Origin of the sequence: Pseudomonas sp. 18173, assembly GCF_050432945.1 — a bacterium.
Classification (GTDB): Bacteria; Pseudomonadota; Gammaproteobacteria; order Pseudomonadales; family Pseudomonadaceae; genus Aquipseudomonas.
Genome location: NZ_JBKFTN010000009.1, coordinates 101,523 through 127,738, shown reverse-complemented (window position 1 = coordinate 127,738; position 26,216 = coordinate 101,523). Strand labels below are relative to the sequence as shown.

Below are 26,216 nucleotides of genomic sequence, written 5' to 3'. Positions count from 1 at the left end.
GGTTTGAAATGACTTCTGTTCAGTCCTCGACCCGGTTGCCTTGCGGCAATCGGGTTCTTGATTTGGCCCAGACGCATGTCATGGGCATTCTCAATGTCACTCCTGATTCATTCTCCGATGGTGGCCAATACAGCCAGCTCGACGCGGCCATGCGCCACGCCGAAGCCATGGTGGCGGCCGGCGCGACGCTGATCGATGTCGGTGGCGAGTCCACCCGCCCTGGTGCCAGGGCGGTGTCGCCGCTGGAGGAGCTGGAGCGCGTGGCGCCCATTGTCGAGCGCATCAATCGCGAGCTCGACGTCATCATCTCGGTCGACACCTCCACGCCAGCCGTCATGCGTGAAACTGCGCGCCTGGGTGCCGGGTTGATCAATGACGTTCGTTCATTGCGTCGCGATGGTGCGCTGGATGCCGCAGCCGCCACCGGGCTGCCGGTTTGCCTGATGCATATGCTGGGAGAGCCGGGCGATATGCAGGACAATCCGCAGTATCGGGACGTTACAAGGGAAGTCGGTGAGTTTCTCGCCGAGCGCATGGTCCAGTGTTCATTGGCAGGTATTGCGGCTGAGCGGATCATTCTTGACCCCGGCTTCGGCTTCGCCAAAACCCTGCAGCACAATCTAAGCTTGTTCAAGCATATGGAGGCCCTGCATGCCTTGGGGCGGCCTCTGTTGGTCGGGGTTTCGCGCAAGAGCATGATTGGCCAGGCATTGAATCGTCCGGTGGGAGACCGACTGTACGGTGGTTTGGCGCTTGCAGCGCTGGCTTCGGCGAAAGGCGCGCGTATATTGCGCGTCCATGATGTAGCCGAGACAGTGGATGTGGTGCGGATGATCGCCGCAGTGGAATCAGCCGAATAAGAATGATGGAGCACCTATGAGCAAAAAATATTTTGGCACCGATGGTATCCGTGGACGAGTCGGGCAATACCCGATTACTCCTGATTTCATGCTCAAGCTCGGCTGGGCCGCAGGCATGGCGTTCCGCAAGTTGGGCGCCTGCAAGGTCCTGGTAGGCAAGGACACCCGGATCTCCGGCTACATGTTCGAGTCTGCGCTTGAGGCGGGGCTTACCTCCGCAGGTGCCGATGTAATGCTCCTGGGCCCGATGCCGACTCCGGCGATTGCCTACCTGACGCGCACCTTTCATGCCGAAGCCGGCATCGTGATCAGTGCGTCGCACAATCCGCATGATGACAATGGCATCAAGTTCTTCTCCGGCAAAGGCACCAAGCTGCCGGATGAAGTCGAGCTGATGATTGAAGAGTTGCTCGATACGCCAATGACCGTGGTGGAGTCGAGCAAGATCGGCAAAGTGTCGCGAATCAACGACGCGTCGGGACGCTATATCGAATTCTGCAAGAGCAGCGTGCCGACCGGCACCAGCTTCTCGGGTCTGAAAATCGTGATCGATTGCGCTCACGGTGCGACCTACAAAGTGGCGCCGAGTGTGTTTCGCGAGTTGGGCGCGGAAGTCGTTGTACTGTCGGCGCAGCCGAATGGATTGAACATCAACGACAATTGCGGTTCGACCCATATGGGGCCGCTGCAGGCTGCCGTCGTGGCTGAGCAGGCCGACCTGGGGATTGCCTTCGATGGTGATGGTGATCGGGTTCAGATGGTCGATCACACGGGCGCGGTGGTGGATGGCGACGAATTGCTGTTCATCATTGCCCGAGACCTGCATGAGCGCGACAGGCTGCAGGGTGGCGTGGTCGGAACCCTGATGAGTAACCTGGGGCTGGAACTGGCCCTGGCTGACCTGGGCATTCCATTCGTGCGGGCCAATGTCGGTGACCGCTATGTCATTGCCGAGCTGTTGGAGCGCAACTGGGTCGTGGGGGGTGAAAACTCCGGCCATGTCGTGTGCTTCAGTCACACCACCACGGGTGATGCGATCATTGCCGCGCTGCAGGTGTTGATGGCGCTGCGCAGGCGTGATGAAGGCCTGGCACAATCCCGGCAGGCGCTGCGCAAGTGTCCTCAGGTACTGATCAACGTACGTTTCGGTGGCGGCGCAAGCCCTCTCGATCATCCGTCGGTCAAGGAGGCCAGCGAGCGTGTGACCAAGGCCATGGCGGGGCGCGGGCGTGTGCTGTTGCGCAAGTCCGGAACCGAGCCGCTGGTACGTGTGATGGTCGAGGGTGAAGACGAAACACAGGTTCGCGGCTATGCCGAAGAGCTGGCAAAACTGGTTACTGAAGTTTCTGCCTGAATTCGGCTTGCCAGCCATGATTGTGTTGGGTAACATCTGCGCCCACTTTGACCGACGAGGTACAGCATGCGTCGCCCTATGGTAGCTGGTAACTGGAAGATGCACGGTACCCGCGCCAGCGTCGCTGAGCTGATCAACGGCCTTCGTGACTTGGCCTTGCCGAGCAGTGTTGATGTCGCGGTATTCCCGCCTTTCCTGCATATCAATCAAGTGATTGATAGCCTGGAAGGAAAGTCGATTTCGGTCGGCGCGCAGAATTCTGCGGTGGAAGCCGGGCAGGGTGCGTTGACTGGTGAAGTTGCACCGAGTCAGTTGGTGGATGCAGGTTGTTCCCTGGTGCTTGTCGGGCACTCCGAACGCCGCCAGATCATGGGCGAGCAGGACGGAATGCTGATCCGCAAGTTCGCAGCGGCACAGGCATGTGGCTTGATTCCGGTGTTGTGCATAGGGGAAACCCTTGAGCAGCGTGAAGCCGGAAAGACTCTTGAGGTTGTCTCGCGTCAGCTGGGCAGTATCATTGAGGAGCTTGGTGTCGGTGCCTTTGCCAAGGCAGTGATCGCTTACGAGCCGGTCTGGGCCATTGGCACCGGGCTGACTGCAACGCCGCAACAGGCGCAGGATGTGCACGCAGCCATTCGCGCGCAGTTGGCGGCAGAGAATTCTGAAGTCGCACAAGGTGTGCGGCTTCTATACGGCGGCAGCGTGAAGGCGGCCAATGCGGTCGAACTGTTCGGCATGCCGGATATCGATGGGGGCCTCATTGGTGGGGCTTCCCTGAATGCAGATGAGTTCGGTGCGATTTGTCGCGCCGCGGGAAACTGAAAAAATGCTGGAAACAGTCGTAGTCGTTTTTCATCTGCTGGGTGCATTGGGCGTAGTAGCTCTGGTTTTGCTGCAGCAGGGTAAAGGTGCGGACGCTGGCGCGTCTTTCGGAGCAGGTGCTTCAAATACTGTGTTCGGAAGCCAAGGTTCCTCTACCTTTCTTAGTAAGTTTACTGCTATACTTGCCGCAGGTTTTTTCATAACCAGCTTGGGGTTAGGTTACTTTGCTAAAGAGAAGGCTCACCAGCTGACTCAAGTAGGTCTCCCAAATCCAGCGGTACTGGAAGTTCCAAAGCAACAACCGGCTTCTGATGATGTCCCGGTGCTTCAAGAGCAAAAGTCGGCTACTCCAGCGACTGACGTGCCTCCAGCTCAAGAGCAGAAGTAAGAAGGGTTTCAAACGTAGTATTGCCGAGGTGGTGGAATTGGTAGACACGCAACCTTGAGGTGGTTGTGCCCATAGGGTGTAGGGGTTCGAGTCCCCTTCTCGGTACCAATTAGTCAGGAGAGCCCGCTGTTGCGGGCTTTCTTGCAGGTGGAAGGTTACATTGACCCTGTAGGGGATCGGTCGTATACTTCCGCCCCAGCTTTGTCGCGGGGTGGAGCAGTCTGGTAGCTCGTCGGGCTCATAACCCGAAGGTCGTCGGTTCAAATCCGGCCCCCGCAACCAGTTTAAGGAGCCCCTTTTAAGGGGCTTTTTGTTAGCTGGACACTTTCAACGCCGCTGTTCGACGGCGTTTCAAGGATGGGCGTTTAGCCCATTTTTTTATTTTGCATAGCATGCACATACATGCACTAGGGGGTTCAGGTGTCGAGCAAGCTAGAAGAGTTGCAGGCCTTGCTGGCCCCGGTGGTCGTGGCCCTAGGCTATGAATGCTGGGGTATTGAGTTTTCGGCCCAGGGTCGCCACTCAATGTTGCGCGTTTATATCGATAAAGAAGGCGGCGTGCTGGTGGACGATTGCGCCATCGTCAGCCGTCAGATCAGCGGTGTACTGGATGTTGAAGATCCAATCTCCGTTGAATACACCCTTGAAGTTTCCTCGCCTGGCATGGAACGCCCTCTGTTCACTCTTGAGCAGTTTGCAAAATTTGCCGGTGAACAAGTGAAGATCAAGCTGCGCTCGCCTTTTGAAGGACGACGCAACTTTCAGGGCCTTCTGCGCGGCGTAGAAGAGCAGGATGTCGTGGTGCAGGTAGAAGACCATGAGTTCCTGTTGCCGATCGATATGATCGACAAGGCCAACATTATTCCCAGTTTTGACTGAGGCGTGCCAGATACTGCGGATCCCGCGGATCCAATGGCTTGCGAAAGGCGAGGCGTACGATGAGCAAAGAAGTACTGCTGGTTGTTGAGTCGGTATCCAACGAAAAGGGTGTACCGGCAAACGTTATTTTTGAAGCGCTGGAGCTGGCCCTGGCCACTGCTACCAAAAAGCGTTTCGAAGACGAAGTTGATCTGCGTGTGGAAATCAATCGCCACACGGGTGCATACGAGACATTCCGTCGCTGGACGGTCGTCGAGGAAGCAGACCTGGACGATCCGGCCATCGAAACCTGGCCGAGCAAGGTTGCCGAAACGCACCCTGGCGCCAAGGTCGGTGACGTCGTAGAAGAGAAAATCGAGTCCATCGAGTTCGGCCGCATTGCTGCACAGACTGCCAAGCAAGTCATCGTGCAGAAAGTTCGCGAAGCCGAGCGCGCTCAGGTTGTTGACGCTTACCGCGAGCGCCTGGGTGAAATCATCTCCGGCACCGTGAAAAAAGTGACCCGCGACAACGTGATCGTTGATCTGGGCAACAACGCTGAAGCGTTGCTGGCCCGTGAAGACATCATTTCCCGCGAAACTTTCCGGGTTGGTGTGCGCCTGCGTGCGCTGCTCAAGGAAATCCGCACCGAGAACCGCGGCCCGCAGCTGATCCTGTCGCGTACCGCGCCGGAAATGCTGATCGAGTTGTTCCGCATCGAAGTGCCGGAAATTGCCGAAGGCCTGATCGAAGTGATGGCTGCGTCCCGTGATCCGGGTTCGCGCGCCAAGATCGCCGTTCGCTCCAAGGACAAACGCATCGACCCGCAAGGCGCTTGCATCGGTATGCGCGGTTCGCGCGTCCAGGCAGTGTCGGGTGAGTTGGGCGGTGAGCGTGTTGATATCGTCCTGTGGGACGACAACCCGGCTCAGTTCGTGATCAACGCCATGTCCCCGGCCGAGGTTGCGGCAATTATCGTTGACGAAGATGCCCACGCAATGGACATCGCCGTTGGCGCAGACAATCTGGCTCAGGCCATCGGTCGCGGTGGTCAGAACGTGCGTCTGGCCAGCCAGTTGACTGGCTGGACCCTGAACGTGATGACCGAATCGGACATCCAGGCTAAGCAGCAAGCAGAAACCGGCGACATCCTGCGCAACTTCATCGACGAGCTGGAAGTCGACGAAGAGCTGGCTCAGGTGCTGGTTGATGAAGGCTTCACCAGCCTGGAAGAGATTGCCTACGTACCGTTGGAAGAAATGCTCAACATCGACGGCTTTGACGAAGACATCGTCAACGAGCTTCGCGCTCGTGCCAAGGATCGCTTGTTGACCAAAGCCATCGCTACTGAGGAAAAGCTGGCAGACGCCCATCCGGCCGAAGACCTGCTCTCGCTTGAGGGTATGGACAAGGATTTGGCGATGGAACTGGCGGTGCGCGGCGTAATTACCCGCGAAGACCTGGCCGAGCAGTCTATTGACGACCTGCTCGACATCGACGGCATTGACGATGATCGTGCCGGCAAGTTGATCATGGCCGCCCGAGCCCACTGGTTCGAGTAATTAGGCGCGGCCTGAGGAGAGAAGTGCATGACGCAAGTCACGGTGAAACAACTGGCCGATGAGGTCAAAACACCGGTAGAGCGCCTGTTGCAGCAGATGCGTGAGGCAGGTCTGCCGCACACCGCCGCCGAAGAAAGTGTGACTGACAGTGAGAAGCAATCGTTGCTGACTCACTTGAAAAGCAGCCACAAGGCGAAAGTGGAAGAACCACGCAAGATTACGCTGCAGCGTAAAACCACCAGCACCCTGCGTGTTGCTGGCAGCAAGAGCATCAGTGTTGAAGTACGCAAGAAGAAAGTCTTCGTACAACGCAGCCCGGAAGAAATCGAAGCCGAGCGCAAGCGTGAACTGGATGAACGTCGCGCAGTAGAAAATGCTGCACGTCAGAAGGCTGAAGAAGAAGCCAAGCGTCGCGCCGAAGAAGAAGCGCGTCGCCAGCCTGCTGCTGCGCCGACCGCTCCTGTTGACGCCGTTGCAGCGCCTGTTGCGGTTGCCGAGCCTGTGCGCGAAAGCGCTCCGGTTGTTGCGGCTGCCCCGGCTCCTGCCGCGGACACTCGCAAGCGTGACGAACAGCGTCGTCCGGACAAACCACGTGCCGACGACAACAATCGTCGCGGTGGCGGCGATGGCGAGCGCAAAAACGCTCCGCATCGTGCTTCGGTCAAGGAAAAGGCGCCAGCTCCACGCGTTGCCCCACGTACTACCGACGAAGAAAGCGATGGCTTCCGTCGTGGTGGTCGCGGCAAGGCCAAGCTGAAGAAGCGCAACGCCCACGGTTTCCAGAGCCCTACCGGCCCTGTCGTGCGCGAAGTGAAGATCGGCGAGACCATCACTGTTGGCGATCTCGCCCAGCAGATGTCGGTCAAGGCTGCTGAAATCATCAAGTTCATGTTCAAACTGGGTACCCCAGCGACCATCAACCAGGTACTGGACCAGGAAACTGCCCAGCTTGTGGCTGAGGAATTGGGCCACAAAGTGACCCTGGTCAGCGACACCGCCCTGGAAGATTCCCTGGCCGAGTCCCTGAAGTTTGAAGGTGAAGCGGTTTCCCGTGCGCCGGTCGTGACCGTAATGGGCCACGTTGACCACGGTAAGACCTCCCTGCTCGACTACATCCGTCGTGCCAAGGTGGCTGCTGGCGAAGCCGGTGGCATCACCCAGCACATCGGTGCGTACCACGTTGAAACCGACCGTGGCATGGTGACGTTCCTCGACACCCCTGGTCACGCCGCGTTTACCGCGATGCGTGCCCGTGGTGCCAAGGCGACCGACATCGTGATCCTGGTGGTTGCAGCGGACGACGGCGTAATGCCGCAAACCATCGAAGCTGTTCAGCACGCCCAGGCTGCTGGCGTTCCGCTGGTTGTCGCGGTGAACAAGATCGACAAGCCAGGCGCTGACCTCGATCGCATCCGTAGCGAACTGTCGGTACACGGCGTGACGTCGGAAGAGTGGGGTGGCGACACTCCATTCGTACCGGTTTCGGCGAAAATGGGTACTGGCGTCGACGAATTGCTCGAAGCGGTACTGCTGCAAGCCGAGGTCCTGGAACTGACTGCAACTCCGTCGGCTCCTGGCCGTGGTGTCGTGGTTGAGTCTCGTCTCGACAAGGGCCGCGGCCCGGTGGCTACCGTTCTGGTTCAGGACGGTACCCTGCGTCAGGGCGACATGGTCCTGGTCGGTTCGAACTATGGCCGCGTTCGCGCCATGCTCGACGAGAACGGCAAGCCAATCAAGGAAGCCGGTCCGGCCATCCCTGTCGAGATCCTCGGCCTGGACGGTACCCCGGACGCTGGCGACGAGATGAGCGTGGTTGCCGACGAGAAGAAGGCCCGTGAAGTGGCTCTGTTCCGTCAAGGCAAGTTCCGCGAAGTCAAGTTGGCTCGCGCTCACGCCGGCAAGCTGGAAAACATCTTCGAAAGCATGGGTCAGGAAGAGAAGAAGACGCTCAACATCGTCCTCAAATCCGACGTCCGTGGTTCGCTGGAAGCGTTGAACGGTGCCTTGAACGGCCTGGGTAACGACGAAGTGCAAGTGCGTGTGGTCGGTGGCGGTGTCGGTGGTATCACCGAGTCCGACGCCAACCTGGCACTGGCCTCCAACGCTGTACTGTTCGGCTTCAACGTGCGTGCCGATGCTGGTGCGCGCAAGATCGTCGAGCAGGAAGGTCTGGACATGCGTTACTACAACGTGATCTACGACATCATCGAAGACGTCAAGAAAGCCCTGACCGGTATGCTCGGCAGCGATGTTCGCGAGAACATCCTGGGTATCGCCGAAGTGCGTGACGTGTTCCGTTCGCCGAAGTTTGGCGCGATCGCCGGTTGCATGGTCATCGAAGGTGTTGTTCACCGTAACCGTCCAATCCGTGTACTGCGTGAAGACATCGTTATCTTCGAAGGCGAGCTGGAATCCCTGCGCCGCTTCAAGGATGACGCTTCCGAAGTGCGTGCCGGCATGGAATGCGGTATCGGCGTGAAGAGCTACAACGACGTCAAGGTCGGTGACAAGATCGAAGTCTTCGAGAAGGTGCAGGTTGCTCGCAGCCTCTAATTCGCGCACTTCAAGAGCCGTGACGGGTAGCCGCATGCAAGTGCGCCGCTCGTCACCCGGACTCTAAACGCAACGCCCGGTCTGGCTTTTGTCAGGCCGGGCGTTTGCCGCTTTCAGACCTTACGGGTTTCACCGTGAGGCAGTAACAGGTAACAATACATGGCAAAAGAATACAGCCGTACCCAACGTATCGGCGATCAGATGCAGCGCGAGCTGGCACAACTGATCCGTCGTGAAGTCAAAGACCCGCGCGTCGGCCTGGTCACCATTACCGCAGTGGAAGTCAGCCGTGACGTCGGTCACGCCAAGATCTTCATCACCGTGATGGGCCAGGACAGCGCCGAAGAAATCGCACAAAGCATCAAGGTGCTGAACTCTGCCGCCGGTTTCCTGCGCATGCAGCTGGCTCGCGAGATGAAGCTGCGCAGCGTTCCACAGCTGCACTTCCACTACGACGAAAGCGTCGTGCGTGGTGCGCATCTGTCGGCATTGATCGAGCGCGCAGTGGCTGAAGACAATCAGCATCCGGTTGCGGCAGAAGCCGAAGACACCAAGGAGTAATCGGTGGCTCAGGTCAAACGTATCCGTCGTAACGTCAGCGGCATTATCCTGCTCGACAAGCCGCTGGGGTTTACCTCCAATGCGGCCCTGCAGAAGGTTCGCTGGTTGCTGAACGCCGAAAAGGCCGGTCATACCGGTAGTCTCGACCCCTTGGCCACCGGCGTTTTGCCGTTGTGCTTCGGCGAGGCGACCAAGTTCTCGCAGTACCTGCTCGATTCCGACAAGGGTTATGAAACCCTGGCGCAGCTGGGCAAGACGACCACCACGGCGGATGCCGAAGGTGAAGTTTTGCAGGAGCGCCCGGTGACCGTTGGTCGCACCGATATCGAGGCTGTACTGCCGAAATTTCGTGGGCAAATCAGTCAGATACCGCCGATGTACTCGGCACTCAAGCGTGATGGCCAGCCGCTGTACAAGCTGGCTCGTGCAGGCGAAGTAGTGGAGCGCGAACCGCGTTCTGTTACTATTACGCGCTTGGAATTGCTGGCCTTCGAAGGCGATACTGTGCGGCTGGCGGTGGATTGCAGCAAAGGCACCTATATCCGTACCCTGGTGGAGGATATCGGTGAGCAACTCGGTTGTGGCGCTTACGTTGCAGAACTGCGACGTACCCAGGCCGGGCCATTCACCCTAGCGCAGACGGTTACCCTGGAAGAGCTGGAAGCGGTACATGCCGAAGGCGGCAACGAAGCGGTCGATCGCTTCCTGATGCCATCGGACAGCGGCCTGCTGGATTGGCCACTGTTGCAGTTCTCGGAAGCGAGCGCGTTCTACTGGCTCAACGGCCAGCCGGTACGTGCCCCGGAAGCTCCGAAGTTCGGCATGGTGCGGGTACAGGATCACAATGGTCGCTTCATCGGTATCGGTGAAGTGAGCGAAGACGGGCGTATCGCGCCGCGTCGACTGATTCGGTCAGAATGACCGGACGAGGGTGGCTGTTAACAGGCACGGTCACTACTCATTTTTAGATACAGGGATTTGTCCCTGGCCTGTTGAAACTGTTTTTTTGAAACAGTTTCCTGATAAAAGGATTGCCTCATGGCTCTCGACGTTCAAGAAAAAGCTCAAATCGTAGCTGACTACCAGCAAGCTGTTGGTGACACTGGTTCGCCAGAAGTGCAAGTTGCACTGCTGACCGCCAACATCAACAAACTGCAAGGTCACTTCAAGGCCAACGGTAAAGACCACCACTCCCGTCGTGGTCTGATCCGCATGGTTAACCAGCGTCGTAAGCTGCTGGACTACCTGAAAGGCAAGGACGTGAGCCGTTACAGCGCTCTGATCGCTCGCCTGGGTCTGCGTCGCTAATAAGCGATTGCGCTAGAGGTTGGTTGTCTGTCGTGCGTCAGCGGGTTTCCCGCCAGCGCATGGCAGGCGTCCAGCCTCAAGTTTTATCTGGATACCTGCTTTACCTGTGTGTACACCCCGGACAACCGGTCGGGCCGATTCCCGGCGTTGCCCAAGAATTTCGCAAGAAACCAGTTCCCCCAAGAGCCACAAAGAAGGTAGGACACCGTGAACCCGGTAATCAAAAAATTCCAGTTCGGTCAGTCGACCGTTACCCTCGAGACTGGCCGTATCGCCCGTCAGGCCTCCGGCGCAGTATTGGTCACCGTTGACGACGACGTCAGCGTATTGGTGACCGTAGTCGGTGCCAAGCAAGCCGATCCAGGCAAGGGCTTCTTCCCTCTGTCTGTTCACTACCAGGAAAAGACTTACGCTGCCGGTAAGATCCCTGGCGGTTTCTTCAAGCGCGAAGGCCGTCCTTCCGAGAAAGAAACCCTGACTTCCCGACTGATCGACCGTCCGATCCGTCCGCTGTTCCCTGAAGGTTTCATGAACGAAGTGCAGGTTGTCTGCACCGTCGTTTCCACCAGCAAGAAGACCGATCCGGACATCGCTGCGATGATCGGTACCTCGGCAGCCCTGGCTATCTCCGGCATTCCTTTCGATGGCCCGATCGGCGCTGCCCGCGTTGCGTTCCACGAAAGCACCGGCTACCTGCTGAACCCGACTTACGAGCAACTGGCTGCCTCGAGCCTGGACATGGTCGTCGCCGGTACTTCGGAAGCCGTCCTGATGGTTGAATCGGAAGCCAAAGAGCTGACCGAAGACCAGATGCTGGGCGCCGTACTGTTCGCCCACGACGAGTTCCAGGCTGTTATCCAGGCCGTCAAGGAGCTGGCTGCAGAAGCTGCCAAGCCAACCTGGACCTGGGCTCCACAAGCTGAAGCCACCGAACTGCTGGGCGCCATCCGTGCCGAATTCGGTGAAGCGATCTCCCAGGCCTACACCATCACCGTCAAGGCCGACCGTTACGCTCGCCTGGGCGAGTTGAAGGATCAGGTCGTTGCCAAGCTGTCCGGTGAAGAAGGCCAGCCTTCCGCCTCTGACGTCAAAGCGGCTTTCGGCGAAATCGAATACCGCACCGTTCGCGAAAACATCGTAAACGGCAAGCCACGTATCGACGGTCGCGACACTCGCACCGTGCGTCCGTTGAACATCGAAGTCGGCGTTCTGCCAAAAACCCACGGTTCGGCGCTGTTCACCCGTGGCGAAACCCAGGCTCTGGTAGTCGCGACACTGGGCACCGCCCGTGACGCACAGCTGCTGGACACCCTGGAAGGCGAGAAAAAAGACCCGTTCATGCTGCACTACAACTTCCCTCCGTTCTCGGTGGGCGAGTGTGGTCGCATGGGTGGCGCTGGTCGTCGCGAAATCGGTCACGGCCGTCTGGCCCGTCGTTCGGTTCAGGCCATGCTGCCTGCCGCTGACGTGTTCCCGTACACCATCCGTGTCGTGTCGGAAATCACCGAATCCAACGGCTCGAGCTCGATGGCTTCCGTTTGCGGTGCTTCCCTGGCCCTGATGGACGCTGGCGTTCCAATGAAGGCACCGGTTGCCGGTATCGCCATGGGTCTGGTTAAAGAAGGCGAGAAGTTCGCCGTCCTGACCGACATCCTGGGTGACGAAGACCACCTGGGCGACATGGACTTCAAGGTAGCCGGTACCGCCAAAGGCGTCACCGCGCTGCAGATGGACATCAAGATCAAGGGCATCACCGAAGAGATCATGGAAATCGCTCTGGGCCAAGCCCTGGAAGCGCGCCTGAACATCCTCGGCCAGATGAACCAGATCATCGGCCAGTCGCGTACCGAACTGTCGGCCAACGCTCCGACCATGATCGCGATGAAAATCGACACCGACAAAATCCGTGATGTCATCGGTAAAGGCGGCGCGACCATTCGTGCGATCTGTGAAGAGACCAAGGCTTCGATCGACATCGAAGACGACGGTTCGATCAAGATCTTCGGCGAAACCAAGGAAGCGGCTGAAGCAGCACGTCAGCGCGTTCTGGGCATCACCGCTGAGGCCGAAATCGGCAAGATCTACGTGGGCAAGGTTGAGCGCATCGTCGACTTCGGCGCATTCGTCAACATCCTGCCGGGCAAGGACGGTCTGGTTCACATCTCCATGCTGAGCGATGCTCGCGTCGAGAAAGTGACCGACATCCTGAAAGAAGGCCAGGAAGTGGAAGTGCTGGTACTGGACGTGGACAACCGCGGCCGTATCAAACTGTCCATCAAGGACGTGGCCGCGGCCAAGGCTTCGGGCGTTTAATCACCCCAAGGCTTTTGCGCAATGAAAATGCCCCGCCGTGAAAACGGCGGGGCATTTTTTTTGCTCGCGAACGATCAAGACATTGGGCAGAGTTGCCGACCTTCGAGACCAATGCTAGGTTTAGCCCACCGCCCGTGTAGCTCAGCCGGTAGAGCAGCGCACTCGTAACGCGAAGGTCGCAGGTTCGATTCCTGTCTCGGGCACCAGATCCCTTGGTTATTTCACCTTTCTGCTCAAATCCTCGACGGTACGCTTGAGGTTATCGAGTTCGCGGTCCTGATCGCTGACTTCCCGCTTCAAGCTGGAAATCTCGCTGCTGTTTGAACTGGAACTGGAGCCGCTATTGCGCTTGAGTTCTTCAACCTGCTTGCCGAGGTTGCTGATGTCGCGTTCCTGTTCGGCCACCGTGCGCTTGAGTTCGTCGATTTCCTTGCTGCTGGAGCTTGAGCTGGACCCGCTGCTGCGCTTGAGCTCTTCGATCTGCCGGGTCTGATTGTTGATCGTCTCCTTCATTTCTTTCAGATCTTCGACGCTGTATTCGCTTCTGATGAGTACCTCTTTGCCGTATTCATTGTGTATGACCGTGAACTTGTCTCCAGAGGACGCGTAGCCGCTACTCAATTCAACACTGGCCATTGCGGTTCCCGGCAGCGCCAGGGCCCCCAGCAAGGCTGTCATCACCGTTGCGGACAGAACAGACGAAACTTTCGAAAAGCTGCGCATCACCAGAATTCCTTGTGAAGTGCCGACATGGCACATTGCTATGACTTGGGGTTTGAATTTTTGTTCCCGCCGCCATCAGCGTGTCGTGTGCACAACTTTTTGTAGGGAGATGTAAAGAGTCGTGTAAAACGTCCGACAAACATCCTATATTCGGAGCCTGCATGAGCTTCGCCCAGCAGTTTTCAGATGATCCCGAATGGTTCTGAAGGCCAGACAGACCGGGCTACAGGCGGTTTTTCTGCGTCAGAGAGATCCTTGATGATCCAGATCCATCTTCCATTCCCCAGATCAGCGAGAACAACATGACCGTTAAAGAATTGAGCCAAGAAGCCCGACACGAAGAAGCCCTCAAGAAGTACGTGCTGGACGCCCCCGAATTGATGGATGAGATCAAGGACTTGAGTCCTGATGATCAGAAAGACCAGATCCAGTGGGCGTTCGAGGATGAAGCCGAAGCCCAGGGCCTGCAGCCGTGGGAGTTGACGCTCAAGTACACCTCCACCCCGGAAGAGTACGAGACTGAGCGCCTGAAGCTGCACAAAGAAGCAGCCGAAGTGCTGGGCGTCGAGTGGGAAGAGTACTGCGAGATGAACAATCTGGTGGTTTGACACTCATGCAGGAGCGAGCAAGCTCGCTCCTGCAGTTCGGCAACTCACATGCGTGTGATCAGAGACTCAGGCGCATCGACAGGTCGACCGCCTTCACATCCTTGGTCATTGCACCGATCGAAATGTAATCCACCCCGGTCTGCGCAATTGGCAGCAACGTGCTTTCGTTGATCCCGCCGCTGGCTTCCAGTTTGGCCTTGCCGGCATTCAGGCGCACGGCTTCGCGCATGTCGTCCAGGCTCAGTTCGTCAAGCATGATGATGTCGGCACCGGCTGCCAGCGCTTCTTTCAGTTCCTCCAGACTTTCCACTTCAATCTCGACCGGCTTGCCCGGGGCGATCCTGTGCGCGGCGGCAATGGCCTGCGCGATGCCGCCGCTGGCGGCGATGTGGTTTTCCTTGATCAGGAAGGCGTCATACAGGCCGATGCGGTGGTTGTGGCAACCGCCGCAGGTCACTGCGTACTTTTGCGCCAGGCGCAGCCCCGGCAGCGTTTTGCGGGTGTCGAGCAGCTTGACCTGAGTCTCGGCCACGAAGTCTGCCAGGGATTGCGCGCGGGTCGCCACGCCGGAAAGCATCTGCAGGAAGTTCAGGGCGCTGCGTTCGCCGGTCAGCAGCGAGCGTGCAGGGCCTTCGAGGTGGAACAGGATCTGGTTGGGCGTCACCCGTTCGCCGTCGGCAACTTGCCAGTGCACCGCCACCCGTGGGTCCAGTTGCCGAAACACGGCATCTACCCAGGCGGTGCCGCTGATGACGGCTGCGTCGCGGGTAATGATGGTGGCTTTGGCCAGGCGTTCGGCCGGGATCAGCTGCGCGGTGATGTCGCCGCTGCCGATGTCTTCACGCAACGCACGGCGCACGTTGGCTTCGATTTCGGCGGTCAGATCGGCGAGATGTAGGTTCGGCATAACGGACTCCACAAACAAAGTGGCTCGATTATAGGGCCATGGCACGGACCAACCCAAGGCATCGGAGCGCTACGTTGGCGTTGAAGTCTGTATTTGGTCGAATCCCTGGTGTTTCAGTCGTTGACCACCGTTGCCGAGCAAACGCCTGTTTGAGGGCGGATGCAGAGTCTTCTGGCGCAAAGGTGAGCTTTTACAAGATAATTCGCCTTGTATTTGACGTCATCACTTTGACGAGTCGAAGCATCACCGTTCCAGGGAGGCCGAATGCACAACGACGGGAATGTAGTGCCTTTGCACAAGGCAACTACCGACCAGGTGGCTCGCTCGCCACTCGCCCGACTGCCGGCGACTCTTCTCCAGGTTCGCGACAAGGCCGCGCAACAGCTGCGGCACGGATTGCAGGCGCTGTTCGATAACGCCGACAACTCGCTCTTCGAAATGGCTGACCGCGCTCGCTGCGACGTCGAGCAGAACATCTTCTTTCAAGCGATGCGCGATTTGCGCCTCAAGCGTAAAAGCATCGAGCGGGTGTTTCTCGAACAGCTATTCGACGCGTTTATCCGGCTTGCCCAATACGACACCGCGCTTGCGGCATTGCCCCTGGCCTTGGTGGCCGATGTCTCTTCGGCGCAATCGGAGGATGAGCGCGAGCGCACGGTCGCGGTGCAAGCAATGGTCAGCCGTGTACTGGACCGCGACGGTTTTTCCCTGGATCAACTGACGGCCCGATTCTGCGTCTTGCTGGGCAAGGAGTTGGGCGACCTGCGCAACCCCTTGGGCCCGGCGATGCTCTGCGAGTACTTTTTACAGGCCGCGCGCCAGTTGGGGCTGGAGATCAAGGTCAAGCTGATTGTCCTCAGGTTGTTCGAGCGTTATGTCCTCAGCGAAGTCGGCCAGCTTTACGCCGAAGCCAATCAGCTGCTGCTCGCCACCGGTGTGTTGCCCCACCTTAGGCCGATCCCGGCAGCCGTGGACGAATTCGACCTGCGCAACCAGCTCGAACAGTTACTGACCCGGGTCAGCGCCACAAGCGGCAGGTCGCGGGTTTTCGGGGCAGCCGATGAAGATGTGATCAACCTGGTTGTCTTGCTTTTCGAATCCATGCTGGGTGATCGCAACCTGCCGGACTCCCTCAAGGCACTGATCGGCAATCTCAAACGCGGCAAGTGATCGCGCCCCGGTGGATTATCGCGGCATACTGTGCCAACACAGTCGACGTTGAAGGATTCGGTATGCAGTTGGACCCCGCGAGCGGTTGGATTCAGGGCGTGCATGTCTGCCCCTCACCTAACTTCAATGCGCGCCCCACAGGCGAAATTTCCTTGTTGGTGATCCACAACATCAGCCTGCCGCCGGCACAATTCGCCACCGGCAAGGTGCAGGAATTTTTCCAGAATCGCCTGGATGTCACCGAACACCCCTATTTTGAGGGGATTGCGGATTTGCGGGTGTCCGCGCACTTTCTGATCGAGCGTGACGGTACCGTCACCCAATTTGTTTCATGCCTTGAACGTGCGTGGCATGCGGGGGTTTCCAGCTTCGAGGGACGGGAAACCTGTAACGATTTTTCCGTGGGCATCGAGCTCGAAGGCACGGATGATCTACCGTTCACCGACGCGCAATACAGCGCGTTGACGGCCCTGACCCGCCAGTTGCAACAGGCGTTCACGGCAATCACCACAGAGCGTATCTGCGGGCACAGCGACATTGCACCCGGGCGCAAAACCGATCCGGGTCCGGCGTTCGACTGGGCTCGCTATCGGGCCGCTCTGGCACAAGAGGAAGGGCAATGAGTTTTCTGGTGTTGCTGTTGGCGGTGTGGATCGAGAAGTTCTCGGCCCTGCGTCATCGGGTTCAGCGTGACAGTGGATGGATACACGAGCTGAACAAGCTTGAGTCCGGCCCGCGACTTTCGGATCGGCCATGGCTGGTGTTGGCGGTGCTGGTCTTGTTGCCGGTGGCGTTGCTGGGTTTGTTGCTGGTCGTCATCGAGCCGGTGGCCTACGGGTTGCTGGCGTTGCCGATCCATTTGCTGGTCGTGATCTACAGCCTGGGGCGCGGTGACCTGCTGGGCGATCTCGGGCCGTTCCGCGATGCCTGGCGTCGGGAGGACTTGCAAGCCGCGGCCCATGTCGCCAAGCGCGACCTGGATATCTGCGCAGACAGTGGCGAGCAACTGCTGGAACGGGTCGAAGGGCATTTGCTGTGGGAGGCGTACCACAGCTTTTTCGCGGTGATTTTCTGGTACTTCCTGCTGGGGCCGGTCGCGGCGCTGAGCTATCGGCTGCTGGCGCTGGCCGAAGAACACGGGAAAAATCCTGCAGTGGTCGAGCGCGCCGGGCAACTGCGTCATGCCTTCGACTGGGTGCCGGTGCGTCTGCTGGCGGCGAGCCTGGCGTTGGTCGGCAATTTTGTCGCGGTCAGCCGGGTCATGCTGCATGAGCTGCTGAACTGGAACATCAGCGCCGCGCAATTGATCGAGAAAGTCGGGCTGGTGGCCGGTGAAATTCCGGCACCGGTAGCCGGCGCAGAAGGGATCAACAACCTGGATCGCATCTGGGAACTGCTGCTGCGGGCCGCGGTGCTCTGGTATGCCAGTTTTGCGCTGTGGACGGTGCTGTCTTAGTCCAGCAGTTAATGCCCTTGTGGCGAGGGGGCTTGCCCCCGTTGGGTGGCGAAGCCGCCCTATGCGATTTGACAGTTGAGTCGGGGATCTACGACCTACGACTGCTGCGCAGCCGAACGGGGGCAAGCCCCCTCGCCACAATGTTTCATTTCACCCACGCAGGCGAAGTCTGTCGTTAACCTTAAGTTACAAAACCTCCTGCCGATTTAAGTTATACAGAGATAGCGCCGAATAGTGGCTATCTGCTCTCGGTCTGCGCCTGCCAATAAAAAAAATAAAAATCGAAGGGAGACATCCAGTGAAGAGCTTGCTCTATCCCGCTGTCGCACTGATGAACCGCCTGAGCTTCGGCATGAAGTTCAGTCTGATCAGCGTATTGTTCCTGGTGCCGATGCTGGTGACCAACTTCTATCTGGTGCGTGACTCCTACCGTGAATTCCAGGGCACGCGAATCGAACTGCAAAGTCTCGACCTGTTGGGCAGCAGCCTGACGCTACGGCGTGATCTGGAAACCCTGAACAACCTGGTGCAGATCAATGTCAGCCTCGGCCAATCCGGCAAGGCCGGCAATGTCGAATCGAAAATCAGCACCCTTGAGCAGAGTATTCTGACTCGCTTGCAAGGGCTGACGGCGATGACCAGCGACCCGGAGCAGGTCGCGGTGTTTGATGGCAAGCGTGATGAAATGATCGCCGCGTTCAAGGCCCAGCAATCGGAAACCTCCCTGCAAAGCAAAAGCGCCTTGATCGGCAAGCTGGTGGGTAGCGCGCAGATTTTCAGCCAGCTCATCACCAGTCAGGCCGGCCTCAGTCGCGACAATCAGAGTGACATGCGCCAGTTGAGCGAACTCGTCACTCTCGTCACACCACGTGTCACCCAGCTCCTGGGCGAAGGTCGGGCAATGGGCTCCTACTCGTTGGGGCAGGGGTTCATCAACTCGGCTTCGAGTACCCGTTTCGATGAATTGCTGGCGCAGATTGAAAAGCTCCAGGCCGAATATGGCTTGAAGTTGCAGGATGCCCTGGGTTCCAGCAAAGCCGCGCGCGATACCTTGGCCGCTCAGGCAGACAGCAGCCGGGCGTCCTTGAAGAAGGCCAGCGAGCTGTTCGAAGAACAAGTGGTCATGGCCGACACCCTCGATGCGCCGTGGCAGGGTTTTTACGATCAAGTCAGCGCCCTGATGGACCAGACTTACCAACTCAACGAAGCAACCCTGAAATATCTGGGCCCGCAGTTGCAGCAACGCCTGGAGCAGAACCGCACGCACATGGTCTTGCAGGCGGTGGCGTTGTCAGTCGTGTTTGTGTTGATCTTTTATCTCTACGGCGCTTTCTATGCCTCGACCCGCACCACGCTCAAGCGCCTGGGGGCGGTGATGGACAAGGTGGCCGCGGGGGATATGACCGTGACCTTCAGCGCCCACAGCCGCGATGAGCTGGGCGAGTTGGGCGAGGTGTTCAACGGCACGGTAAAAAAAATCCATGACCTGATCGAGCGCGTGGGGCAGACCGTCAGCGAAGTCGAGCGTCAGGCCGGGCAAGTGGAAAACGTGTCCGCGCAAAGCAACCAGGCCGTCGCCGGGCAGCGCACGCAGATCGAACAAGTGGCCACGGCCATGAACCAGATGTCGGCCACTTCCCAGGAAGTGGCGCGCAGTGCCGCGGCGGCGGTGAGCAGTGCCCACAGTGTCAACGATGAGACCATCAGTGGTCGCGGTCTGGTGGAGTCGCAGCAGGGCAGCATTGCCGCGCTGGCCAGCGAGATCGATCAGTCGGTGCTGGTGATCAATCAACTGGCCAGCGACAGCCAGTCCATCAGCCGCGTGCTCGAAGTGATCAAGAGCATCGCCGAACAGACCAACCTGCTGGCGCTCAATGCCGCCATCGAGGCGGCACGGGCCGGTGAGCAGGGCCGTGGTTTCGCCGTGGTGGCCGATGAAGTCCGCACCCTGGCCAAGCGAACCCAGCAATCGACCGAAGAAATCGAGCAGATGATCGCCAAGCTCCATGGCGGTGTCGGCGCGGCGGTCAAGGCCATGGGCACCAGCCATGAAATGGCCAACGGCACGGTGGGGCAGTCGGAGAAGGTCCAGCGGGCACTGGAAAACATTCTGGGCGCGGTCGGCATGATCGTCGACCAGAACCAGCAGATCGCCGCCGCGGTGGAGCAGCAGACTGCCGTGGCCCACGACATCGACCAGAACATCGTCGAGATCAATCGCGCCGGCGAGCGCACCGCTGAAGGTGCGCATCAGACTGAGGATGCCAGCCGGGCGTTGTCGGCTCAGGTCGTGGAGTTGAAACAATTGATCAGCGCATTCCGCGTCTGAAGGACTGTTCGGAAAACCTGTAGGACCAAGCCCTACAGGTTTGCTGTGCTGTCGGAAAATTTCGTAATACTTTTTCCCTTCTCATGTGGGGGGTTTCCTGATTCTCTCCGTGCGCTGGCTTTTGCATTTCAATCAAGGAAGATGTAACCGCTTAGTGCAAGGAGGAAACCCGCTTATGTCTGTTGCAGCAACAGGAGTCCAGGGACGCTGTGCGCATTGTCAGCGCACATTGCGGCTGCAACCCTGGCAACTCAATGCCATTGCGATCAATGAAGCGTTTGCCTGTGCCCACTGCCAGAAACAGGTTCAGTTACGTTGCCCGGAACAGATCAGGCGCTTCAAGTCGCTCGACTCGTTTTCACTCCTGCGCGCCAGCCTGCGGATGATGGTCTGCATCGCCTTGCTGGTGGCGTTGGTGATGGAGTGGGTCGGGATGCTCAGCGTCATTGAACAGCTGAATGCGTCGCTGATTGCCATATTCGTGTATTTCGCGGCGGTTCGTTACTTCCGCAGGCGCCAGCACCTGACGCTGATCCTCGAAGCCGCCAGGGCTCACGCCGACTGACTACCAGCCGAACACCTGGCAGCTGTTGGCGGTGCTGGCAGCCGCCAGTTGTTCCGGGCTGATTGCCATCCATTGCGCCAGCGCCGCGCAGATCGCCGGCAAATGTGCCGGGCTGTTGCGCTGGCCGGGGAACATGGCGGGCGCCATGTCCGGCGAGTCGGTTTCAAGCACCACCGAATCCAGCGGTAACTGCGCCAGCACGCGGTGCATGCGCAGCGCCTGGGGCCAGGTCGGGGCGCCGCCGAGGCCGAGCTTGAAGCCGAGCTTGATGTATTCGCGGGCCTCTTCCTGGCTCCCGGCGAAGGCGTGGATGATGCCGGCCCGTTTCAGGCGAAATCGCTTGAGCGTGGCAATCACCGCCGCATGGCTACGCCGCACGTGGATCAATGCCGGCAGATCGAAATCCGCCGCCAGTTGCAATTGCGCTTCGAACAACGCCTGCTGACGGTCGCGGTCCAGGGCTTCGATGAAGTAGTCCAGGCCGATCTCGCCCACCGCACACAGTTGCCGATGGCCGGCCAGGCGTGTCAGCCAGTCACCGAGCTCGCTCAAGTGTTGCGGTCGATGATCCTCCAGGTACACCGGATGCAACCCGAACGCCGCGTGCAGGTCGGGGTCGCTCTGCACCAGCTCCCAGACCCGCTGCCAATTGGCCTGATAAACCCCCAGCACCACGATCCGCCGCACCCCGAGGGCGCGGCTGTCAGCCAGCAGCGCCTGGCGGTCGGTGTCGAAGTCCGGAAAATCCAGATGGGTGTGGGTGTCGATCAGCTCCACGGTTCAATCCTGGCGAATACGCTGCTTGAACGTCCGCGCGATGGCTTGCACGCCGGGCCGGTAATCCGACTGCTCGATGGCTGCCAGGGCCAGTTCGAGGGCCTTGTCGGCGATCAGCTGGTGTTGCTGGGCCATGGCGTTTACCGGTAGTGGCAGGAAGTCCAGCAACTGGGTGTCGCCGAACGTGCCGAGGCGCAGCGGACGGTTTTTCAGCGGGAAGTCGTGCAGCGCATCGAACACGCCCTGTAGCAGCACGTAGGATGTGGTCACCAGGGCGTCGGGCAAATGCCCCAGGCGCTGCAGCAACTCTTCCATCAATTGTTTACCGCACTCGCGGCTGAAGGACTCACCTTCTTCGATCAGCACCTCACCATTGAACCCGGCGAGAGCCTCTTTGAAGCCAGCGGCACGTTCCCGGCTGATGCTCAGCTCCGGGCGGGCGCCGATCAACGCGATCTGCCTGGGCTGCGGCTCCAGCAGGCTGTGGGTCAGTTGCAGGCTGGCCTCGCGGTCGTCGCTGATCACCGAACAGAAATGCTCGGGCTCCATGACCCTGTCGATGGCGATGATCGGAATGCCCTTGGCCTGCAGTTGGCGATAACTGTCGTCGCCGGCCGGCAGGCAACTGGCAACGATCAGTGCGTCGCAACGCCGGGCGCGGAACAGTTGCAGCAATTGCCGCTCGCTGTCCGGTGCATCGTCGGAACTGGCGATCAGCAACTGATAACCCCGGGCCCGTGCGCCTTGCTCCAGCAATTTGGCGATTCGCGCGTAACTGGGGTTTTCCAGATCCGGCAGAATGAACCCCAGCGTGCGAGTGTGTCGGCTGCGCAAGCCAGCGGCCTGTGGGTTAGGCGTGAAGCCATGTTGTTCGACGACCGCGCGCACGCGTTCGACGGTGGCGCTGCTGATGCGCTGTTGTTCGGCCTTGCCATTGATGACATAGCTGGCGGTGGTGACGGACACACCGGCCAACTGGGCGATATCACTGAGTTTCAACCCGTTTTTTCCTTGTTTTTTCGAGATGGCCTCGACATTTTCGTCAATCCTAACCGATTAAGGCAGGTGACCATTGTCGCAACGCATCCGACAAGTTGAGCTTCAAGGATGGGACATTATCGAGTAACGTGCCATTCATTCTAGATTAAACGTTTCAGCAGGCGTATTTTCTACGTTATAGGTGCCTTTGGCCGGTCTGCCGTGAAACCGCCAAAAGTGACGACCAAGCGCCTGAGCTGGCTCAATCAAAACAATACCTGGCGCCCCGATGCGCCAAAAAGGAGAAAGCATGCTCGAGCTCACTGTAGAGCAGATTTCCATGGGCCAGTCGGCCGTGGACAAGTGCGCAGCACTGCAGCTGCTGGCCCGGCACCTGGTTGCCGACGGCCTGGTGGCCGAGGGTTATCTCGCCGGATTGCAGGCGCGGGAAGCCCAGGGCTCGACCTTTCTCGGTCAAGGTATTGCCATCCCCCACGGTACACCCGAAACCCGTGAGCAGGTGTTCACCACCGGTGTGCGCCTGATGCAGTTTCCTGACGGTGTCGACTGGGGTGACGGTCATGTCGTTTACCTGGCGATCGGTATCGCCGCCAAATCCGATGAGCATCTGCGCCTGTTGCAATTGCTGACCCGCGCGCTCGGCGAGACTGATCTGGGCCAGGCCCTGCGTCGTGCCGGTTCCGCCGAGGCATTGCTGAAGTTGCTGCAAGGCGCACCGCAGGAGCTGGCGCTGGATGCGCAGATGATCGGCCTTGGTGTCGCGGCCGAAGATTTCGAAGAGTTGGTCTGGCGCGGCGCACGGTTGTTGCGCCAGGCCGACTGCGTGAGCAACGGTTTCTCCGCCGTGCTGCAACAGGTTGAAGCGCTGCCGTTGGGCGATGGCCTGTGGTGGCTTCACAGCGAACAAACGGTGAAGCGCCCCGGCCTGGCCTTCGTAACCCCGGACAAGCCGTTGCGCTATCTCGGCCAGCCGCTCAATGGTCTGTTTTGCCTGGCCAGCCTCGGTGAGGCCCATCAAGCCCTGCTCGAGCGCCTGTGTGCGTTGTTGATCGAAGGGCGTGGCCATGAATTGGGGCGCGCCACCAGCAGTCGAAAAGTCCTCGAGGTGCTCGGCGGTGAAGTGCCCGCCGACTGGCCCAGCGCGCGAATAGCGCTGGCCAACGCCCACGGTTTGCATGCGCGGCCGGCGAAAATCCTCGCGCAACTGGCAAAGAGTTTTGAAGGAGACATCCGCGTGCGGATCGTCGATGGCCACGACAGCGCGGTGTCGGTAAAGAGCTTGAGCAAGTTGCTCAGCCTCGGCGCCCGTCGGGGACAGGTCCTGGAGTTCATCGCCGAGCCAGTCATTGCCGCCGATGCGTTGCCGGCCTTGTTGGCCGCCATCGAAGAAGGCCTCGGTGAGGAAGTCGAAGCGCTGCCGCCGGTAAGCCAGGCGCGCGAAGTCATTGCCGAGATGGCCGAAGTGGTCCTCGCCCCGGTGTCGGGCAGCGTGGTCCAGGCGATTGCCGCCGCGCCGGGGATCGCCATCGGGCCGGCCCATATTCAGGTGCTGCAAACCATCGACTACCCGTTGCGTGGTGAGTCCGCCGCCATCGAGCGTGAACGACTGCAGCACGCCCTGGCGCAGGTACGCCGCGACATTCAGGGCTTGATCGAGCGCAGCAAAAGCAAAGCCATACGCGAAATCTTCATCACCCACCAAGAGATGCTCGACGACCCGGAACTGACCGATGAGGTCGATACGCGCCTCAAGCAGGGCGAAAGCGCCGAGGCAGCGTGGATGGCTGTAATTGAAGCCGCGGCCCGACAGCAGGAAGCGTTGCAGGATGCCTTGCTCGCCGAGCGGGCAGCTGACTTGCGTGACATCGGGCGTCGGGTGTTGATGCAACTCAGCGGCATCGAGACCCCAAGCGAACCGGATCAACCGTACATTCTGGTGATGGACGAGGTCGGACCGTCCGATGTCGCACGTCTTGATCCGGCTCGCGTGGCGGGGATTCTCACCGCCCGGGGTGGCGCTACGGCGCACAGTGCGATTGTTGCCCGGGCGCTGGGCATCCCGGCACTGGTTGGTGCCGGCCCCGGCGTATTGCTGCTGGCACCGGGTACGCCGTTGCTGCTCGATGGCCAGCGTGGTCGTCTGCATGTGGACGCTGACGCGGCGACCTTGCAGCGCGCCACGGCTGAACGCGATACCCGCGAACAGCGCCTGAAGGCAGCCGCCGAACAGCGTCACCAACCGGCATTGACCACCGATGGTCACGCCGTCGAAGTGTTCGCCAATCTCGGTGAAAGCGCCGGCGTGGTGGGCGCGGTGGAGCAGGGTGCCGAAGGCATCGGCCTGTTGCGCACCGAACTGATCTTCATGGCCCACCCGCAAGCGCCCGACGAGGCAACCCAGGAAGCCGAGTACCGCCGCGTCCTTGATGGTTTGGCCGGGCGACCGCTGGTGGTGCGCACCCTCGATGTCGGTGGCGACAAACCGCTGCCGTACTGGCCGATCGCGAAGGAAGAAAACCCGTTTCTCGGCGTGCGCGGTATCCGCCTGACCCTGCAGCGCCCGCAGATCATGGAAGCGCAGTTGCGCGCCTTGCTGCGCGCGGCCGACAACCGGCCGCTGCGGATCATGTTCCCGATGGTGGGCAGCGTTGACGAGTGGCGCCAGGCCCGTGACATGACCGAACGTCTGCGTGAGGAAATTCCGGTTGCCGATCTGCAACTGGGGATCATGATTGAAGTGCCCTCGGCGGCATTGCTGGCGCCGGTGCTGGCCAGGGAAGTCGATTTTTTCAGCGTCGGCACCAATGACCTGACGCAATACACCCTGGCCATCGACCGTGGTCATCCGACGCTTTCGGCCCAGGCCGACGGCTTGCATCCGGCGGTGCTGCAACTGATCGACATCACCGTGCGCGCGGCCCATGCCCACGGCAAATGGGTCGGTGTGTGCGGCGAACTGGCGGCCGACCCGCTGGCGGTGCCGGTACTGATCGGCCTCGGCGTGGACGAACTCAGTGTCGGGGCGCGCAGCATTGCCGAGGTCAAGGCGCGAATTCGCGAACTGGGCTTCACTCAGACTCAAACCCTTGCCCGACAGGCCCTGGCCGTGGGCAGCGCCAATGAAGTGCGCGCACTCGTGGAGGCCCTGTAATGGCCCGGATTCTCACCCTGACCCTCAACCCGGCGCTGGACCTGACCGTCCAGCTGCCGCGCCTTGAAGCCGGCCAGGTCAACCGCAGCGATGTGATGCACACCCACGCCGCCGGCAAAGGCGTAAACGTGGCGCAAGTGCTGGCGGACCTCGGGCATCAGTTGACCGTCAGTGGTTTTCTCGGCGCGGACAATCAGCAGGCGTTTGAAACGCTGTTCGCCAGGCGCGGTTTTGTCGATGCCTTCATCCGCGTGCCGGGCGAGACCCGCAGCAACATCAAACTGGCGGAAAGTAACGGCCGCATCACCGACATCAATGGGCCGGGGCCGCAGGTCAGCGAGGCGGCGCAGCAGGCCTTGCTGGCGCGACTGGAGCAGATCGCGCCGGGGCACGATGCGGTGGTGGTCGCCGGCAGTTTGCCGTTGGGCGTCAGCGCGCAGTGGTTGCAGGCGTTGATTGTGCGCTTGAAGAACCTGGGCCTGAACGTCGCCCTCGACACCAGCGGCGAGGCGTTGCGCGAGGCACTCAAGGCCGGCCCGTGGCTGATCAAACCCAACACCGAAGAGCTGGCCGAGGTGCTGGACTGCGAGGTCGTCTCGGTCAGCGCCCAGGCCATAGCGGCAGAGCGTTTGCACACCCAGGGCATCGAGCATGTGGTGATCTCCCACGGAGCCGAAGGCGTGAACTGGTTCAGCGTCGGCTCGGCACTGCATGCCACGCCACCCAGGGTCAGCGTCGCCAGCACGGTGGGTGCGGGCGATTCATTGCTGGCGGGGATGCTCCACGGTTTGCTCAGTGCCGATACGCCGGAGCACACCTTGCGCACCGCCACGGCGATTGCCGCGATGGCAGTGACCCAGATCGGTTTCGGCATCGACGATGCAGCGCAACTGGCGCAGCTTGAACAGGGTGTGCGCGTGCGTCCCCTGACAGAACAATAAGAGGGTTTGTC

At 59.8% G+C, this 26,216-nt stretch carries 23 protein-coding genes, 3 tRNA genes and 2 pseudogenes; 23 read left to right on the top strand and 5 right to left on the bottom strand.

Going from position 1 to position 26,216, the window contains the following annotated elements; all coding sequences use genetic code 11:
- The first annotated feature begins 8 nt into the window (after window positions 1–8).
- The 14 genes from folP (at window position 9) to ACLD1X_RS12685 (ending at window position 12,785) form a co-directional block, all read left to right on the top strand.
- Window positions 9–860: a dihydropteroate synthase gene (folP, locus tag ACLD1X_RS12750; RefSeq protein WP_429368065.1), complete on the top strand. Its 852-nt coding sequence runs from the start codon at window positions 9–11 to the stop codon at window positions 858–860.
- Window positions 861–876: 16 nt separating this feature from the next.
- Window positions 877–2,214 carry a phosphoglucosamine mutase gene (gene glmM, locus ACLD1X_RS12745; RefSeq protein WP_429368063.1) on the top strand — a complete coding sequence of 446 codons (1,338 nt, stop codon included), beginning with the start codon at window positions 877–879 and terminating at the stop codon, window positions 2,212–2,214.
- A gap of 66 nt (window positions 2,215–2,280) precedes the next feature.
- Entirely contained in the window at window positions 2,281–3,036 is a 756-nt protein-coding gene (tpiA, locus tag ACLD1X_RS12740; protein WP_429368061.1) for a triose-phosphate isomerase, read from the top strand.
- Window positions 3,037–3,040: 4 nt separating this feature from the next.
- Entirely contained in the window at window positions 3,041–3,424 is a 384-nt protein-coding gene (secG, locus tag ACLD1X_RS12735) for a preprotein translocase subunit SecG (protein ID WP_017336473.1), read from the top strand.
- Between the two features lie 22 nt (window positions 3,425–3,446).
- A tRNA-Leu gene (locus ACLD1X_RS12730) sits at window positions 3,447–3,532 on the top strand.
- A 97-nt stretch (window positions 3,533–3,629) separates the two neighbouring features.
- Window positions 3,630–3,706, top strand: a tRNA-Met gene (locus ACLD1X_RS12725).
- Between the two features lie 138 nt (window positions 3,707–3,844).
- On the top strand, window positions 3,845–4,303 hold the full coding sequence (rimP, locus tag ACLD1X_RS12720; protein WP_007973115.1) for a ribosome maturation factor RimP: 459 nt from the start codon (window positions 3,845–3,847) through the stop codon (window positions 4,301–4,303).
- Window positions 4,304–4,362: 59 nt separating this feature from the next.
- On the top strand, window positions 4,363–5,844 hold the full coding sequence (nusA, locus tag ACLD1X_RS12715; protein WP_047537517.1) for a transcription termination factor NusA: 1,482 nt from the start codon (window positions 4,363–4,365) through the stop codon (window positions 5,842–5,844).
- Between the two features lie 27 nt (window positions 5,845–5,871).
- Window positions 5,872–8,397 (top strand): translation initiation factor IF-2, encoded by a 2,526-nt coding sequence (gene infB / locus ACLD1X_RS12710; protein ID WP_429368058.1) that lies wholly within the window; start codon window positions 5,872–5,874, stop codon window positions 8,395–8,397.
- Between the two features lie 159 nt (window positions 8,398–8,556).
- Complete coding sequence (gene rbfA / locus ACLD1X_RS12705; RefSeq protein WP_007973108.1) at window positions 8,557–8,958, top strand: 30S ribosome-binding factor RbfA; 402 nt, start codon at window positions 8,557–8,559, stop codon at window positions 8,956–8,958.
- Window positions 8,959–8,961: 3 nt separating this feature from the next.
- Entirely contained in the window at window positions 8,962–9,879 is a 918-nt protein-coding gene (truB, locus tag ACLD1X_RS12700; RefSeq protein WP_429368055.1) for a tRNA pseudouridine(55) synthase TruB, read from the top strand.
- A 117-nt stretch (window positions 9,880–9,996) separates the two neighbouring features.
- Window positions 9,997–10,266, top strand: a complete 270-nt coding sequence (gene rpsO / locus ACLD1X_RS12695) for a 30S ribosomal protein S15 (RefSeq protein ID WP_011332409.1) — start codon at window positions 9,997–9,999, stop codon at window positions 10,264–10,266.
- A gap of 207 nt (window positions 10,267–10,473) precedes the next feature.
- Window positions 10,474–12,579 carry a polyribonucleotide nucleotidyltransferase gene (gene pnp / locus ACLD1X_RS12690; RefSeq protein WP_429368053.1) on the top strand — a complete coding sequence of 702 codons (2,106 nt, stop codon included), beginning with the start codon at window positions 10,474–10,476 and terminating at the stop codon, window positions 12,577–12,579.
- A gap of 130 nt (window positions 12,580–12,709) precedes the next feature.
- Window positions 12,710–12,785: transfer RNA gene (locus tag ACLD1X_RS12685), tRNA-Thr, on the top strand.
- Between the two features lie 10 nt (window positions 12,786–12,795).
- Here ACLD1X_RS12685 and ACLD1X_RS12680 read toward each other — a convergent pair.
- Window positions 12,796–13,302 (bottom strand): hypothetical protein, encoded by a 507-nt coding sequence (locus ACLD1X_RS12680; RefSeq protein ID WP_429368180.1) that lies wholly within the window; start codon window positions 13,300–13,302, stop codon window positions 12,796–12,798.
- A 302-nt stretch (window positions 13,303–13,604) separates the two neighbouring features.
- Here ACLD1X_RS12680 and ACLD1X_RS12675 point away from each other — a divergent pair, with 302 nt between their 5' ends.
- Window positions 13,605–13,910, top strand: a complete 306-nt coding sequence (locus tag ACLD1X_RS12675; protein WP_429368050.1) for a DUF6388 family protein — start codon at window positions 13,605–13,607, stop codon at window positions 13,908–13,910.
- Between the two features lie 58 nt (window positions 13,911–13,968).
- Here the strand turns inward: ACLD1X_RS12675 and nadC are convergent, their stop codons facing one another.
- Window positions 13,969–14,817, bottom strand: a complete 849-nt coding sequence (nadC, locus tag ACLD1X_RS12670; protein WP_429368048.1) for a carboxylating nicotinate-nucleotide diphosphorylase — start codon at window positions 14,815–14,817, stop codon at window positions 13,969–13,971.
- 264 nt (window positions 14,818–15,081) lie between these two features.
- Here nadC and ACLD1X_RS12665 point away from each other — a divergent pair.
- The 6 genes and pseudogenes from ACLD1X_RS12665 to ACLD1X_RS12640 form a co-directional block, all read left to right on the top strand.
- A pseudogene (locus ACLD1X_RS12665) lies at window positions 15,082–15,975 on the top strand (DUF1631 family protein); the annotation flags it as partial.
- Window positions 15,976–16,049: 74 nt separating this feature from the next.
- Window positions 16,050–16,610: a 1,6-anhydro-N-acetylmuramyl-L-alanine amidase AmpD gene (ampD, locus tag ACLD1X_RS12660; RefSeq protein WP_429368046.1), complete on the top strand. Its 561-nt coding sequence runs from the start codon at window positions 16,050–16,052 to the stop codon at window positions 16,608–16,610.
- The gene (ampE, locus tag ACLD1X_RS12655; RefSeq protein ID WP_429368044.1) at window positions 16,607–17,443 is read left to right on the top strand and encodes a regulatory signaling modulator protein AmpE; all 837 of its coding nucleotides are present in this window, start codon (window positions 16,607–16,609) and stop codon (window positions 17,441–17,443) included. The genes ampD and ampE overlap by 4 nt, the downstream gene beginning before the upstream one ends.
- A gap of 331 nt (window positions 17,444–17,774) precedes the next feature.
- Window positions 17,775–18,914 (top strand): annotated as a pseudogene (locus tag ACLD1X_RS12650) (HAMP domain-containing protein); the annotation flags it as partial.
- Window positions 18,915–19,058: 144 nt separating this feature from the next.
- Window positions 19,059–19,772: a methyl-accepting chemotaxis protein gene (locus tag ACLD1X_RS12645; RefSeq protein ID WP_429368178.1), complete on the top strand. Its 714-nt coding sequence runs from the start codon at window positions 19,059–19,061 to the stop codon at window positions 19,770–19,772.
- Between the two features lie 175 nt (window positions 19,773–19,947).
- Window positions 19,948–20,337, top strand: a complete 390-nt coding sequence (locus ACLD1X_RS12640) for a hypothetical protein (RefSeq protein ID WP_429368042.1) — start codon at window positions 19,948–19,950, stop codon at window positions 20,335–20,337.
- On the opposite strand, the gene ACLD1X_RS12635 is transcribed toward ACLD1X_RS12640, so the two are convergent.
- The 3 genes from ACLD1X_RS12635 to ACLD1X_RS12625 all read right to left on the bottom strand — a co-directional run bounded on the left by ACLD1X_RS12635 (window position 20,338) and on the right by ACLD1X_RS12625 (window position 22,404).
- Window positions 20,338–21,114 carry a TatD family hydrolase gene (locus ACLD1X_RS12635; protein ID WP_429368040.1) on the bottom strand — a complete coding sequence of 259 codons (777 nt, stop codon included), beginning with the start codon at window positions 21,112–21,114 and terminating at the stop codon, window positions 20,338–20,340. It lies immediately after the preceding gene.
- 3 nt (window positions 21,115–21,117) lie between these two features.
- Window positions 21,118–22,113 (bottom strand): catabolite repressor/activator, encoded by a 996-nt coding sequence (cra, locus tag ACLD1X_RS12630; RefSeq protein ID WP_429368038.1) that lies wholly within the window; start codon window positions 22,111–22,113, stop codon window positions 21,118–21,120.
- A gap of 135 nt (window positions 22,114–22,248) precedes the next feature.
- Complete coding sequence (locus tag ACLD1X_RS12625; RefSeq protein ID WP_429368036.1) at window positions 22,249–22,404, bottom strand: hypothetical protein; 156 nt, start codon at window positions 22,402–22,404, stop codon at window positions 22,249–22,251.
- On the opposite strand from ACLD1X_RS12625, the gene ptsP reads away from it, so the two are divergent.
- The gene (gene ptsP, locus ACLD1X_RS12620; protein ID WP_429368034.1) at window positions 22,403–25,264 is read left to right on the top strand and encodes a phosphoenolpyruvate--protein phosphotransferase; all 2,862 of its coding nucleotides are present in this window, start codon (window positions 22,403–22,405) and stop codon (window positions 25,262–25,264) included. The two genes, ACLD1X_RS12625 and ptsP, sit on opposite strands and share 2 nt — an antisense overlap.
- A complete protein-coding gene (gene pfkB / locus ACLD1X_RS12615) occupies window positions 25,264–26,205 on the top strand; it encodes a 1-phosphofructokinase (RefSeq protein WP_429368032.1) in 942 nt (313 codons plus the stop codon). The genes ptsP and pfkB overlap by 1 nt, the downstream gene beginning before the upstream one ends.
- Window positions 26,206–26,216: the final 11 nt, after the last annotated feature.

Coding starts and splice junctions, on each gene's coding strand:
- folP (WP_429368065.1), top strand. CDS start 9: ATGACTTCTGTTCAGTCCTCGACCCGGTTGCCTTGCGGCAATCGGGTT.
- glmM (WP_429368063.1), top strand. CDS start 877: ATGAGCAAAAAATATTTTGGCACCGATGGTATCCGTGGACGAGTCGGG.
- tpiA (WP_429368061.1), top strand. CDS start 2,281: ATGCGTCGCCCTATGGTAGCTGGTAACTGGAAGATGCACGGTACCCGC.
- secG (WP_017336473.1), top strand. CDS start 3,041: ATGCTGGAAACAGTCGTAGTCGTTTTTCATCTGCTGGGTGCATTGGGC.
- nusA (WP_047537517.1), top strand. CDS start 4,363: ATGAGCAAAGAAGTACTGCTGGTTGTTGAGTCGGTATCCAACGAAAAG.
- infB (WP_429368058.1), top strand. CDS start 5,872: ATGACGCAAGTCACGGTGAAACAACTGGCCGATGAGGTCAAAACACCG.
- rbfA (WP_007973108.1), top strand. CDS start 8,557: ATGGCAAAAGAATACAGCCGTACCCAACGTATCGGCGATCAGATGCAG.
- rpsO (WP_011332409.1), top strand. CDS start 9,997: ATGGCTCTCGACGTTCAAGAAAAAGCTCAAATCGTAGCTGACTACCAG.
- ACLD1X_RS12680 (WP_429368180.1), bottom strand. CDS start 13,302: ATGCGCAGCTTTTCGAAAGTTTCGTCTGTTCTGTCCGCAACGGTGATG.
- ACLD1X_RS12675 (WP_429368050.1), top strand. CDS start 13,605: ATGACCGTTAAAGAATTGAGCCAAGAAGCCCGACACGAAGAAGCCCTC.
- nadC (WP_429368048.1), bottom strand. CDS start 14,817: ATGCCGAACCTACATCTCGCCGATCTGACCGCCGAAATCGAAGCCAAC.
- ampD (WP_429368046.1), top strand. CDS start 16,050: ATGCAGTTGGACCCCGCGAGCGGTTGGATTCAGGGCGTGCATGTCTGC.
- ampE (WP_429368044.1), top strand. CDS start 16,607: ATGAGTTTTCTGGTGTTGCTGTTGGCGGTGTGGATCGAGAAGTTCTCG.
- ACLD1X_RS12645 (WP_429368178.1), top strand. CDS start 19,059: ATGAACCAGATGTCGGCCACTTCCCAGGAAGTGGCGCGCAGTGCCGCG.
- ACLD1X_RS12640 (WP_429368042.1), top strand. CDS start 19,948: ATGTCTGTTGCAGCAACAGGAGTCCAGGGACGCTGTGCGCATTGTCAG.
- ptsP (WP_429368034.1), top strand. CDS start 22,403: ATGCTCGAGCTCACTGTAGAGCAGATTTCCATGGGCCAGTCGGCCGTG.
- ACLD1X_RS12625 (WP_429368036.1), bottom strand. CDS start 22,404: ATGCTTTCTCCTTTTTGGCGCATCGGGGCGCCAGGTATTGTTTTGATT.
- pfkB (WP_429368032.1), top strand. CDS start 25,264: ATGGCCCGGATTCTCACCCTGACCCTCAACCCGGCGCTGGACCTGACC.